The 12,795-nt window shown below is 44.9% G+C and carries 11 protein-coding genes; 4 read left to right on the top strand and 7 right to left on the bottom strand.

Translation table 11 applies throughout. The features are described 5' to 3' along the window. Positions 1–37 precede the first annotated feature (37 nt). Positions 38–1,492 carry a dGTPase gene (gene dgt, locus H8B19_RS06865; protein ID WP_186506062.1) on the top strand — a complete coding sequence of 485 codons (1,455 nt, stop codon included), beginning with the start codon at positions 38–40 and terminating at the stop codon, positions 1,490–1,492. Between the two features lie 74 nt (positions 1,493–1,566). Here dgt and H8B19_RS06870 read toward each other — a convergent pair whose 3' ends face one another. After that, positions 1,567–2,886, bottom strand: coding sequence for a glycoside hydrolase family 2 TIM barrel-domain containing protein (locus H8B19_RS06870; RefSeq protein WP_186506063.1), 1,320 nt, complete (start codon positions 2,884–2,886; stop codon positions 1,567–1,569). A 162-nt stretch (positions 2,887–3,048) separates the two neighbouring features. Between H8B19_RS06870 and H8B19_RS06875 the strand changes: the two genes are divergently transcribed. Beyond that, the gene (locus H8B19_RS06875; protein ID WP_186506064.1) at positions 3,049–4,194 is read left to right on the top strand and encodes a DNA alkylation repair protein; all 1,146 of its coding nucleotides are present in this window, start codon (positions 3,049–3,051) and stop codon (positions 4,192–4,194) included. A 25-nt stretch (positions 4,195–4,219) separates the two neighbouring features. Here the strand turns inward: H8B19_RS06875 and H8B19_RS06880 are convergent, their stop codons facing one another. The 3 genes from H8B19_RS06880 to H8B19_RS06890 all read right to left on the bottom strand — a co-directional run bounded on the left by H8B19_RS06880 (position 4,220) and on the right by H8B19_RS06890 (position 6,921). Further along, on the bottom strand, positions 4,220–4,687 hold the full coding sequence (locus H8B19_RS06880) for a hypothetical protein (protein ID WP_186506065.1): 468 nt from the start codon (positions 4,685–4,687) through the stop codon (positions 4,220–4,222). Positions 4,688–5,512: 825 nt separating this feature from the next. Next, positions 5,513–5,719 (bottom strand): hypothetical protein, encoded by a 207-nt coding sequence (locus H8B19_RS06885; RefSeq protein WP_194362657.1) that lies wholly within the window; start codon positions 5,717–5,719, stop codon positions 5,513–5,515. Positions 5,720–5,772: 53 nt separating this feature from the next. Then, positions 5,773–6,921: a GGDEF domain-containing protein gene (locus H8B19_RS06890; protein ID WP_186506066.1), complete on the bottom strand. Its 1,149-nt coding sequence runs from the start codon at positions 6,919–6,921 to the stop codon at positions 5,773–5,775. Between the two features lie 214 nt (positions 6,922–7,135). On the opposite strand from H8B19_RS06890, the gene H8B19_RS06895 reads away from it, so the two are divergent. Continuing rightward, positions 7,136–8,101 (top strand): family 43 glycosylhydrolase, encoded by a 966-nt coding sequence (locus H8B19_RS06895; protein ID WP_186506067.1) that lies wholly within the window; start codon positions 7,136–7,138, stop codon positions 8,099–8,101. 568 nt (positions 8,102–8,669) lie between these two features. Here the strand turns inward: H8B19_RS06895 and H8B19_RS06900 are convergent. Then, positions 8,670–9,002 (bottom strand): DUF3392 domain-containing protein, encoded by a 333-nt coding sequence (locus H8B19_RS06900; protein WP_186506068.1) that lies wholly within the window; start codon positions 9,000–9,002, stop codon positions 8,670–8,672. Positions 9,003–9,166: 164 nt separating this feature from the next. Between H8B19_RS06900 and H8B19_RS06905 the strand changes: the two genes are divergently transcribed. Further along, positions 9,167–9,739 (top strand): YdeI/OmpD-associated family protein, encoded by a 573-nt coding sequence (locus tag H8B19_RS06905; protein ID WP_186506069.1) that lies wholly within the window; start codon positions 9,167–9,169, stop codon positions 9,737–9,739. 30 nt (positions 9,740–9,769) lie between these two features. On the opposite strand, the gene H8B19_RS06910 is transcribed toward H8B19_RS06905, so the two are convergent. Together H8B19_RS06910 and H8B19_RS06915 are read right to left on the bottom strand one after the other, a co-directional pair. After that, positions 9,770–11,269 (bottom strand): tryptophan halogenase family protein, encoded by a 1,500-nt coding sequence (locus H8B19_RS06910; RefSeq protein WP_186506070.1) that lies wholly within the window; start codon positions 11,267–11,269, stop codon positions 9,770–9,772. Next, entirely contained in the window at positions 11,269–12,759 is a 1,491-nt protein-coding gene (locus tag H8B19_RS06915) for a tryptophan halogenase family protein (RefSeq protein ID WP_186506071.1), read from the bottom strand. The genes H8B19_RS06910 and H8B19_RS06915 overlap by 1 nt, the downstream gene beginning before the upstream one ends. Positions 12,760–12,795: the final 36 nt, after the last annotated feature.

Consider the following 12,795-nt stretch of genomic DNA (forward strand, 5'->3'; position numbering starts at 1 on the left):
GCTTTATGACTGAATCTCAGGCAACTTTGATATTTAGATGATTGATTTTTCAACAAAATTTTCCCATGCACGGGTTTTTACTAAAAAGAAGCAAATAAGCCTTAGTGGCTTGTTGATGGAATACGAAAGTGATCGTGGACGCATTATCAACTCGGCAGCCGTGCGCCGTTTACAGCAGAAAACCCAGGTTTTCCCGCTGGAACGTAATGCCGCGGTGCGCAGCCGCTTAACTCACTCGCTGGAAGTACAGCAGGTGGGGCGGTTTTTGGTGCAAACCATCTTCCGCAGTTTGACAGAGCTGCAACAAACTGAGCTGGGTTTAACTGGCCTCGATCGGCATATGGAAACCGTGGTGGAAATGGCCTGCCTGATGCACGACATCGGTAACCCACCTTTTGGCCATTTTGGCGAACAGGCGATTAACGACTGGTTTGAGCAAAACCTTCAAAGTTGTTTGCCAGTTTATCAGAATGAAACACTGCCGTTATCGGATGAAATTAAAAGCGATATTTGCCATTTTGAAGGCAACGCGCAGGGCATTCGTCTAGTACAAAGCCTGCAGCAACTTAACCTGACCTATACCCAGGTGGCGGGCATTCTTAAATACACCCGTTGTGGTGGTGAAGCCAAACCCGCCAAAGGCCAGCCGTTTGATTATCTGAAAAAGAAAGTCGGTTTTTACCTAAGTGAAAAAAACTATGTCGATGAGCTGAATAAACAACTTGGCCTGCAGCATGGGCATCGTCATCCGGTGTCTTACATCATGGAAGCGGCTGATGATATTTCTTACTGCATTGCCGATCTAGAAGATGCGGTGGAAAAGGGCATTCTGGATATCGATAAACTCTCGCGGGTATTGATTGAAGAATTTAATCTGCTTATTAAAGAGTTTGGCGTGGAGCCAGCTCAGTTAAATATCGATATTGACGCCATTACCCAAAAAGCCTTAGCCAGTGCCTCACGTGCCGATATTGCCAAAAGCAGCCAGTATTTTATTTCGCTTAGGGTGGGTGTGACCCATCCACTGGTAAAACACGCGGCCAAACGTTTTATTGATAACGTTGATGCGGTGTACCACGGCAGTTTTAATCAGGCCTTGCTGGAAGATAACAGTGCAGAACATGCCTTATCGGAATCACTTAAAAACGTGGCGATTAAATATGCCTTTTGTGACAAAGAAGTCGAAAGCCGTGAATTGCAGGGCTACCGCATTTTATCCGGTTTGCTGGAATGTTATAAACCGTTGTTATGCCTGACGCGCGAGCAATTTGCTGCGGTAATCGGACAACAAAAATCGGCTCCGTTACTGGCCAAGCGTTTATACAAAAAGTTATCCAGTAAACATGTGCGCGCTTATTTGGCGGTGGTGCATGAAGGTACCAGCAACCAGATGGAGTTTTATTATCGTTGCCGTTTATTGCAGGATTACATTAGTGGCATGACAGATCAGTTTGCCTTTGATGAATACCGCGCGCTGATGGTAATTGATTGATTTAGTGAGTTTGAATAATAAAAAAAGCCGCAATCGCGGCTTTTTTGTTGGCTGATAAACGCGGTTAAATAAGCCTATTCCGCATCCACATAAAACGGAATATTGGCATTGGTCACTTTATTATCTTCCGTTAACACAGAGACAAATAAACGGTAACCACCACTTTGGCCTGGCGCACGAAAATCCAGTGAGCCATCCAGCCCTTGTTTTTCAAATAATCCGGTCACAGGCTGTGGGCGACTTTCTCTGTCGCCACCGGATTTAATGTCGGTGCTTTCTGGCAGTATTTCCCAGTTAATCTGGTATTTATCGGCACTGTTTTTATTAATTGCCACCAGCGCTTTGTTTATCGAACCGGCTTTCACATGAATGCTATCCAGCGCATGTTTGTTGTTAATGGTGTAATCGGCGATGGAGGGCGCACGATGCTCAGGCCATTGTCCGGTCCATAAATATTGCAGGCTGTCGACCACTTCGTTGGGATGGCCATTTTCGGTGAAAACACCATACCAGGTTGGGGTGGTTTCCTGTTTCTGTCCCCATAAAAACGCGTACGAACCTAAGGCACGATCCGGCGCGCCAGCAATACCGCCCTGATAACGGAAACGATAGGAGGCCGCTTTTTCTGTGCTTGTTTGTTCAATCGGCACACCCCAGTCGGTTTTGGGCACTTCCCAGTGGCCGGTTGGTCCCCACTCACTTACCAGATAAGCACCGTTATAACCGTAATCGAATAATTGCTGTGGTAAGGCTTCCAGCCCGCCATAAGTATTCACACTCAGATAATCAATGCTGGGCACACGTTGCATAATCAACTGCACTTTGGCTTTGTCCACGCCAGCGGTGACTGTGGTGACCACGTGATTAGGATCAAGCTGTTTAATCATTTTGGCGATATCTTCCACCGCGTACCACACATTGGTATTTTTGTAGAACAAATCCAGTTCGTTACCAATCGCCCAAATGAGTAATGCCGGATGATCCTTGTATTTAAGCACTTCCTGTTTAATGCGTTCTTTTTGCTCGGCGACGGCTTGTTTGTCATCGTAATCAAAACCGTGACGTTCCTTGCCCATGCGCAATCCCATCATCACAGTTAAACCGTGTTTTTGCGCGTTATCTAAAACTTGCTGGGCGTTTTCGGTACTCCAGGTGCGCACCGAGTTACCACCAGAATCTTTGAGCAATTGCATATCACCGCTGCCACCGCCACCTTTAACAAAATAAGGCTGACCATCACGCAATAACTGGTATTTACCCTGCTCAAATTGCAGTTCACTTTTAACCGCGTGAGCCTTTGCATGGTCGATGGAATTGTTGCTACTTGTCTGGCCACAGCCACTGAGTAATAGACTGCCGCAAAAAATCAGCAGTGATAACGGATTGCGTTGCATAAGGATTCCCTTGAATAGCTTTTATGTTAGCGCTTACATTTTTTGCACCTTAGCGTATTTTACGCTTTGACGGCAACGACTTATCTATGGATTTAGTTAATTTGACGAAATGACAATAAAAGAGCTTTGGGCATAAAAGCTGGACGATCGGCACTGATAATCATGTTTAAATTAGCGCAGACTGATAGCCAAAATATCGATGTAAAACACAACATGAAAAACAATATTAATCAGCACAGTGTGGAGACTGTCGCCACTGCATTTACGCAAGTCTGGCCACAGTTTAATCGTGAGTCTTTTGAACAACACGCAAACAACGGGCTGGATAAACTCGAATTAAAAGCGCGGGTTAAACATATTATTCAGGCGCTTAAACAAAACCTGCCAGAGGATTTCAACCAAACAGCAGCGCTATACAACAAGTTGGTGGAAGCGCAGCAATCACAGCGTAGCTTAAATGGTTTTACTGCCTGGCCGGTGATTGATTTTATTGGTGAACACGGGCTGGAACATCCCGAACTAAGCCTGCCGATTTTAAAAGGCTTAACCGAGTGTTTTTCGGCAGAATTTGCCATTCGCCCTTTTATTATTCAACATCCCGAAGTGAGTTACCGGCATTTACATGAGTGGCTGAATCATCCCAATGAACATGTGCGCCGTTTGGTATCAGAAGGCACACGTCCCCGTTTACCCTGGGGCATACAACTTAAATCCTTAGTGCAAGACCCAGCACCCAATATCGCCCTGTTAAACGCACTTAAAAATGACGAGAGTTTATATGTGCGCCGCTCGGTGGCTAATCATATTAACGATATCGCCAAAGACCATCCGGACTGGGTGATAGAGCATTGCAAACAATGGCTGCCAAACGCCAGTAAACATACAAAGTGGATTATCGGCCATGCCACTCGCACCTTAGTTAAAGCGGCACATCCCGGTGTATTTGCGCTGTTAGGTTATAGCGATAAGGTGCAGTTAAAAGCGGCTGAACTAAGTTTAAATAAACCCCTTATCGAATTGGGTGAATCAATGGAACTGGCTTTATCGCTTACTTCCAGCGCCAACACATCACAAAAACTGGTAGTGGATTTTTCCATTCATTTTGTAAAGGCTAACGGCAAACAAAGCGCCAAAGTATTTAAGTGGCGTAACCTGCAACTGGCCGCAGGCGAAACGCTAACCCTGACTAAATCGCATCCGATTAAACCGATTACCACCAGGAAATATTATGCAGGTATGCATAAAGTGGAGGTATTGGTGAATGGGGGAGTGGTGGCTGAAGCAGAGTTTGAGTTGGTGGTTGGTTGATGTGGTTTACCGCTGATTTTATCTGTTAGCTGCGACTAAGTTCATTGATAAACTCTTTTATTGCCAACTTTAGCTCATAAGCATTGGTGCTAGCTGCTTCCAAATCTGCTTCGGAGGCCAGCTGTATTGCTTTATTTCTGTTATTTTGTTCAAAGTAAATTTCCGCCATAGCAAACTTGATTGACGCGGAATACTCTGAGAGTTCAAGGTTTGATGAGCAGGTTAAACCTTTTCGGTAGGCTTGCAGAGCCTCTTCATGATTTTCTGAAAAATCACCTAATGCTTCCCATTGCAGAGGGTGGTCAAGCTCTTCACCTTCATGGCTTTGACACAACTCTTTTAATGCTTCGTATGCTTGTGAGCCAGCGGTATCATTTTCATTTGCCGATGCATTGGCGATATCTAGTGCTAGACCATGAACTAAGTCGTAAAGTGGTGCGTTCATATTTTCACCTAACGCCCAGCCTTGGGGCGCCTGCTTTTTATCCGCCACGCCACGCTTTTCAGTGGTCTCAACGGTCGCTTGTTGTACGGATTCAACCTAAGACTCGCCATGGACCAGACTCAGAAACTCGCTCTATGAATCCATCTGAAGCCAATTCTTGAAGAATAGCTACTAACCAATACTGTTGGTTCGATGAAGTTGCGACCGGGTAGTCTCCCCAGTCGAGTCCACATTTTCTGAATATCACCGACTGTTTCAAACCATCTGAATTTACACCACAGTTAGGATCTGACTTCATAAACTCGAAGACTAACGATTTTGCCAATGCTCGAAGATCTGCGCCACGTTTCGTGAAGTCTGACATATGACTAGCTCCTGCATTTGAATATATGTACAACAACTTAATAGTGAGAGATTGGGTTGTTTTTCTGCCACAACCAACCTCGTTTTTATCCTTTGGCTTATTAGTACCAGATTAATAAAAGCTTTACCAATTGTAGGTTTAGTGTGTATTTGCCCTTGTACATCTTTATTAAACTTTCTAAATCATCCCTGATTTTTTCACGCCCAGTCCTATGGGCGCGACCCTGTTTTGAGGCACCAAAACAGGGGAAAAGTGCTCTACTCCGCCAACTTGCTGATCTTGTTTCGGTATCACTTGTTTATTCGAACCGGTGCGAGGCAGCTATCCATGCAAAGCACGCACCTCGGGAAAACGTCCAGTTTTCCCGTTCGAACAAGTTTCACCTACACAAGGCAAGTTGGAGTCGCAATTAGCCAAACTCTGTTTGGCTGCTGTCGCGGTGATAACTGAAAGCTCTGGTTTTCCAGGTCAGCCCGCGGCTGACTTATATTGCCAGCACCGTGGCCAATTTAAATTTTAAAATACCGTGGAATAACCATTAACCCCACACCAACGATCAACACCACCCAGTGGTTATCAAAAAAGTAGGGGTAAAGCATCAGCGCCAGTCCACAAAGGCGCACCACTAAATCCTGTTGTCTTTTACCGTAGATAAAATAGCCCAGGCCAATTGAGCTAAAAATAACGCCTAATATTAACGTCCAGCTATCAATCAATGTTTATTACCTCTGGTGATGCTGAGTGAACATGTGGGATGTTTTGTTTGCCATCAGGAGGCCGGTTCAGCTTCCTGGTACAGGACAGTGCGGTTTCTGCCCAGGTGTTTAGCTTCATAAAGTGCACTATCGGCTTTAATTAGCAGGTCATCAATCGATTCCGCGGTTTCACTGATACTGGCAATGCCAAAACAGGATGTTATAGCGTTTTTGATACCAAAATGAGAAAAATCCAGTTGCTCAATTTGTTGTCTGAGGCGTTCAATAATAATAAATGCGCTGTCGATATCGGTTTGGGTCAGGAACAGCGCAAATTCTTCACCACCTATTCGCGCAACAATATCGGACTCTCTTAATTTTATTTGTAAAACCGATGCTATTTTTTGCAGCACGGTATCGCCAACATTATGACCAAAATTGTCATTGATGTTTTTAAAGTGATCAATATCTACCATGACCACACAGGCCTGATGATTATAACGGCGGCAGGTTGCCAGACTTTTAGGGGCCAACTCGTAAAAGGCTCTGCGATTGTACAGGTTGGTTAATAAATCAATACGGGCCAGATGTTTGGCTCGTTTGTTCGCTTCTTCCAGTTCAAAACTTAATGTGAGCGTGCGGATCCAGCTTTTATGTTGCTGGATGCTGACCATGGCCAGAAAACCCAGAATGCACAAAAGCAAAATGGTGATTAAGGTACCGTAAACGGTTTGCAAACTAATGTAATACACTGTCTGCGGCAAGATGGCGCCAAAGGTGTACATATGTGGCGCCCACTTCATTTGGTGGTAGGAGCCGATCGTGCCGCCGGTAAAACCAAGTGTCACGATTAACAGTAATAATAACGCATCTTCAACACCGTTAAATGCCAGTGTCATAAAGATAAAGTTGTACAGTATGGCTAAGCTAACTAACTGAATATATAAAAGTTTCCCCCAAAATGGCGTTTTGTTATTCGCAATGGAGGACGTGTTAAATTTACGGCTGGTGAGATAAGCCTGTGCAACATATATCCACAGCAGAGATGCCAGAATAACCGGATTCACACGGCTATTTTCTGTCCATCCAACAATAATGATGACAAATGAAACCAGAACCACGCCCATCAGGTTGTAGGCTCTGTTGCGGTAAACCATTCTTACGCATTCTGCATAAATCCGTTGTTGGTTATATCTGCTGTTGGCGCTGGACTCTGTATTCATTTTATTTTTGCTCACAGTATGATTTTTATCGTTTTTGTGAATGGAGCATCTGTGCTGGCTGTTGGTTAAAAGGGGCAGACACATTGTGATGTTAGCGTAAAAAATCCTCTATTTGATTGTTAATTGAATAATTTTTTAATTAAACCCCGCAGCTAATAGCATTTCAATTTAAGCCATTTACTATCCGCAATATAGTTTTTTATCAGGATGTGTGATGAATATTTTTAAGTGGTGTTGGTTAGGTTTAGTGACTGTGTCATCGGTTGTTTTTGCGCAAAATCCGTTGGATTTTGGCAGTGATATTAAAACCGCTGATCCCTCCGCGCATGTGTGGAAGGATGGCAAAATGTACCTTTACACCTCGCATGATGAAGAATGTCAGGTCGATTTTTACATGAAAAACTGGCATGTGTTTTCATCGGATAACCTGACTGACTGGCAGGATCATGGCGCGGTGTTATCGGTTAAAGACTTGAACTGGGCTGATAATTACGCCTGGGCGCCGGATGCCGCGTATAAAAACGGTAAATATTATCTGATTTATCCTGCCGGAAATGGCGTAAAAGACAGAGTGAATCCACAAAACAGTACCAAATGGATGGGCATTGGTGTGGCTGAAAGTGATTCACCTACCGGGCCGTTTAAAGATGTTATTGGTAAACCGCTTTGGCGCACGCCCTATGCCAATGACCCAGGTTTATTTATTGATGATGAAGGTCAGGCTTATTTGTACTTTCATGCACAAGGCATGGATTACCATGTAGTCAAAATGGCTGATGATATGCGAAGTATTGATGGCGATTTTATCAAAATGGATATGGGCGGTTATGAGCCTAAAATGGAAGGACCGTGGGTTTTTAAACGTAACGGATTATATTATTTCACCATGCCGGAAAATAATAAGGAGCTGTCTTATTACACCAGTCAGTCACCGACTGGCCCCTGGACCTATAAAGGCATTTTTATGCAGCAGGAACATAACAGTAATAATCATCACTCGATTGTTGAGTTTAAAGGCCAGTGGATCCTGTTTTATCATCGCTGGTATCAGTCTGCTAAAAGCCAGTGTGAGAAACGCCAGCGTAAAGTGGCGGCTGAATATATTTATTTCAATCAGGATGGCAGTATCCAGCCAGTAAAACGCACCGACAATGGTATTGGTGACTTTAAGGCAAAATAGTTGTTAACGCCCATTCAGCGGGAAAACGTCCTGTTTTCCCGTTCGAACAAGTAACACCTACACAAGGCAAGTTGGAGTCGCAATAAGCCAAACTGCGTTTGGCTGCTGTCGCAGAGATGGTTGATAGTGTCGGTTTTCCTGGTCAGGCCAAAGCCTGACTTAATCTACCCATTCATTGTGGCCAATTTAAAAATTCAGATTAGCGAACAGCCAGACGAGGCAGGGATGCCGAGTCAGTCGCGACAGAAGGGATGTGGATTTGCGACAATGGCAGTTTGCCTGAATTTAAAATTGAACAGGCACAGTGTGGGATGCCGTTGGGTTCTTAGGGAATTGCGGCAGCACAATTCCCTGAGCTGTTGTCGCCGGCGCGACGCTCAGAGTTAACTTTTATGACAAATGGTTAGTGCGAAGCATTACTCGGTATCTTCGATAAACGGTCTAAATCGTCCCCGAAGGGACGTGAAATAAAAGATGTTTATGGAATTGCTAATAGTTTTCCTGTCGCCAACGCGACGCCCAAACGACCAATTAATGACAAGCGATTCAGGTTTTGCGATCAACAAAATCAAATATAGCGCCTATGCTCTGCCTGATAACCCAAAAATAAAAACACCGCCACCACACTGATACCGCGATAGGTGCCGGGGATCATCAACAGTAACTGTTTAACAAAAGGTGTGAGGAATACGGTTAACAAGCCGTAACCGAAGGCACAAATCAACACAAAGGCACTGGTGCGTAAAATAAAGTGATAAGGGCTTAATATGCGTTTAATGTGCTTGTTTATCACGTCGCCCCACACTACCAATATGGTAGCCAGTATCGAAAGTGCAATTTCACCGCTATAGGGTGCCATCCAACTGGTAAGTTGCAGTAAAACAGAATTAATCAGATCCATAACCACATGCCTTTCAAGCAAATACAGGATTGCAAAGAGGGGGGCAGTGTACCAACTGCTTTGCATGCGAGCTATATAATCACAAAATATTGAAGTCTGTTAGCATAGCCTGTTAAAGGGCAATTTGTTGGAACTGTTTTTGTTTGCGTTAGGAGTATTCGTTTATGCCTGAAATCAATCTTTCTAAAATGATGGCGTTTGCAACCTCGGGTGATCTCAGGCAGTGGTTTGAGCTTAATCATGCCAGCGAAACTGAGCTGTGGGTTAAAATTTTTAAAATTAACTCAGGGGTTGAGAGTGTCAGCTGGGATGATGTGGTGATTGAGTCTCTGTGCTGGGGATGGATCGACGGCATTAAAAAATCAATTGATGAACAGGCCTATTGCCAGCGGATCACACCCAGAAAAGCACGCAGCGTGTGGTCTAAACGTAACCGTGAGCATGTTGAACGTTTGATTGATGAGCAACGAATGACAGAGTTTGGTTTGGCGCACGTTGAGGCAGCTAAACAAGATGGGCGTTGGGATAACGCCTATGCAGTAAGTGAGATGAAAGTGCCGGATGATTTTTTATTAGCGCTTGAAAGCAATGCAAAAGCCAAACAGTTTTTTGAAACACTTACTAAGTCGAATCTCTATTCCATTGCTCATGCGTTAAATAGTGCCAAAAAAGCAGAAACCAGAGAACGACGTTTTGCCAAATATATGCAGATTCTGGTAAATCAGCAAAAGCCCTAGTTAGTGAAACAAGATTTAATTAACAAACCGCTATTGATTATTTAAGTTGTTCAACGCCTGTTGATGTTCAACAAAATTCATTGCACAGCCATTAAAGAATCTCTCAAAATCATGTTCCTGATACAAATCACCGCTGCCGGGTTGGTCTTTGGCGAGCGGCGGAAACGTGCCTAAACCGGCCAGTAAACAATGCCATGATGTTGAGCCAAAGTGCGAGTTTAGCTGCATATTTTGTAGCTTTTGGGTGAGATCCTGCTGACGAAACCAGCAATCGAGAATTTGCCCCAGCGTATCGGAGAACTGCATATTATTGCGGTTATCACGCCAGTATTGAGTGTCGTCGCGTTGGTTTAATTTGTAGTGCGCGACGATGTAATCGCGCACGCGCTCAAAGCTGTCATCGATAGTGCGGTTGTAGTCATCACGGAATTGGGCGCTGTAATCGCCTTTAATTAACAGCTCAATGAAATGTTCGATTGTGGTTTGCACTAAATGCAGCGCAGTGGCTTCCAGCGGTTCAATAAAACCTTGTGCCAGCCCAATGGCAATGCAGTTATGCGCCCAGTGTTGTTCAATCTGGCCGACTTTCATTTTTAAATGCCTTACCTCGACATTGCCGCTGTTTAATCCCACATGCTGAAGTAATTCCTGCTCGGCGTGCTGGCTATCCTGATAACGACTGGAATACACATAACCGTTGCCGGTGCGGTTGGTAAGCGGAATTTGCCATGCCCAACCGTTGGATAGTGCGGTGGATTCGGTTTGCACGGGCAAAGGTGACATGGGTGGCGTTGCCACTACCACCGCTGAGTCGTTAAACAGGTTACTGGCAAAGGATTTAAAGCCAATTTGCAAATGCTGCTGCATCAATAAACTACCAAAACCGCTGCAATCCACAAACCAGTCGGCGCTGAGTTCGCCTGCATTATCGGTTTTAAGCGTAGCGATATCGCCGTTCGCTGTGCGGGTGACATCCAGCACTTTGGCCTGAATGTGTTTAATGCCAAGCGTTACTGCTTTTTGTGCTAAAAATTGCCCCAGTTTGCCGGAGTCAAAGTGATAACCGTATTCCATGCGAAACGGAAAATTAGCTGGCGTAATCGGTGCTTTACCCTGTTTTGCCAGCCAACCGTTTAATAAAAATAAATCAGGGGTGGTGGTCACATCCAGACCCAAACGGCGGGTTAAACAGTTAGTATGAAATGGCCGCTCGCTATAACTATCGGGCTGGGAAATAAAGGGGTGGCTATAGCTTTGAATACCGCTGGCCGGTGCCCAGTGGTTAAACTGAATGCTGACCTTATAAGTCGCATTGCACTGTGGCATCCATTCCTGTTCGCTGATACTGAGCTTTTGGAAAAAGCGTTTCAGGCTAGGGGTTGAGCCTTCGCCCACGCCGATAATACCGATATCCGGGGATTCAATCAGGCTGACGTCAAATTGCTGCCCCAGTTTGTCATGCAGCAGTAACGCACTCATCCAGCCCGCCGTGCCACCACCGACAATTATAATCCGGCGTTTTTGCTGCATTAGCCTAAGGCTCCGATATGTTTGAGGTAATCATCGTGCAGCGGAATACGACTGAGTGGTTCATGCTTTTTAGTCTGGATTTGCTGCAGGTACATTTTCAACTGCTCAGCCGTTAGGTTATTCGCCAGTGGATGATAATCCTGCGGCATAATATCCTGACCAATTAACACCTGCACCCAGGATGAGGTTTTGAAAATATCCAGCTCATCTTCGGTCAGTTGACCACTTTGCTTAAACAGTTCAATTTTGTGAGCTAAACGCTCAGGCAGCGGCATATCACGTAAGTAACGCCAAAACTCACCTTCACGCTGATTGGCGGTGTAATGCAGAATAATAAAATCACGAATGGTTTCATATTCAAGCTGTGATTGCTGATTATATTCCCGCATCAACGCGGGCGAGATGCCATTGTGTGGAAACAGTTTTAACAGCCTTACAATGGCGCTTTGAATTAAATAAATACTGGTGGATTCCAAAGGCTCTAAAAAACCGCTGGCAAGGCCAACCGCCACCACGTTTTTATTCCACTGTTGTTTGGCGCGACCTGTGGTAAAGCTTAATGTTCTGGGCTCGGCCAGTGCTTTTGTTTGCAGGTTAGCCATTAAAATATCGCTGGCTTGTGACTCTGAATAAAAGTCCGAACTGTAAACCAGTCCGTTACCGTTACGATGTTGCAACGGAATACGCCATTGCCAACCCGCATCATGAGCGATAGAACGCGTATAAGGCAGTGTTTGCTCAAAACGCTCAGAAGCCACCGCAACCGCGCGGTTGCAGGGTAACCAGTGGCTCCAGTCTTCATAACCAGTATTTAGTGTTTGTTGCAGCAATAAGGCGCGAAAACCAGAGCAATCGATAAATAAATCACCTTCAATCTTTTGGCCATTTTGTAAGATCAAGGCGCTGATATTGCCGCTTTGCGGGTGCTGTTCGACCCGGGTAATTTTACCTTCGGTGCGTTTTACCCCCATTTTTTCACTGAGCTTACGCAGATACTGGCCATATAAACCGGCATCAAAATGATAGGCGTAAGGTAAATCCCACACAGGGTCGGGCGTGTTTATTTTGGCGCAGCGCTGCTGCTCACAGCACAGATAATTTAAATCGTAATCCCACAGGGAAACATTGTGACCAAGTGTGTTGGCGCGGGTGACTAAATGATGAAAGGCACAGAAGGGATCATTGGCGCCCGCATTGCCAAAAGTGTGGTAATAGCTGCTGCCGTTTTGCGTCCAGTTTTCAAAATGTATCGCCAGTTTTAAGGTCGATTTAGTCTCACGTAAAAACTCAGCCTCGTTAATGCCCAGTACCTGATTGACGTATTGAATAGGGGGAATGGTAGCTTCACCCACTCCCACAATACCGATGTCATCTGATTCGACTAACTCAATATCGACGCTTTGGGCTAATACTTTTTTAATGAGGGCGGCGCTCATCCAGCCAGCGGTTCCGCCACCGACTATCACCACTTTTTTGATTGCTGCTTGCATCGCAAATCCGTTCTTTACTGACTATTTAAGAAGGTA

Source organism: Neptunicella marina (genome assembly GCF_014270035.1).
Classification (GTDB): Bacteria; Pseudomonadota; Gammaproteobacteria; order Enterobacterales; family Alteromonadaceae; genus Neptunicella; species Neptunicella marina.

What these genes read in the sequence shown, in the direction of transcription:
- dgt (WP_186506062.1), top strand. Translation starts at nt 38, where the DNA reads ATGATTGATTTTTCAACAAAATTTTCCCATGCACGGGTTTTTACTAAA.
- H8B19_RS06870 (WP_186506063.1), bottom strand. Translation starts at nt 2,886, where the DNA reads ATGCAACGCAATCCGTTATCACTGCTGATTTTTTGCGGCAGTCTATTA.
- H8B19_RS06875 (WP_186506064.1), top strand. Translation starts at nt 3,049, where the DNA reads ATGTTTAAATTAGCGCAGACTGATAGCCAAAATATCGATGTAAAACAC.
- H8B19_RS06890 (WP_186506066.1), bottom strand. Translation starts at nt 6,921, where the DNA reads ATGAATACAGAGTCCAGCGCCAACAGCAGATATAACCAACAACGGATT.
- H8B19_RS06895 (WP_186506067.1), top strand. Translation starts at nt 7,136, where the DNA reads ATGAATATTTTTAAGTGGTGTTGGTTAGGTTTAGTGACTGTGTCATCG.
- H8B19_RS06900 (WP_186506068.1), bottom strand. Translation starts at nt 9,002, where the DNA reads ATGGATCTGATTAATTCTGTTTTACTGCAACTTACCAGTTGGATGGCA.
- H8B19_RS06905 (WP_186506069.1), top strand. Translation starts at nt 9,167, where the DNA reads ATGCCTGAAATCAATCTTTCTAAAATGATGGCGTTTGCAACCTCGGGT.
- H8B19_RS06910 (WP_186506070.1), bottom strand. Translation starts at nt 11,269, where the DNA reads ATGCAGCAAAAACGCCGGATTATAATTGTCGGTGGTGGCACGGCGGGC.
- H8B19_RS06915 (WP_186506071.1), bottom strand. Translation starts at nt 12,759, where the DNA reads ATGCAAGCAGCAATCAAAAAAGTGGTGATAGTCGGTGGCGGAACCGCT.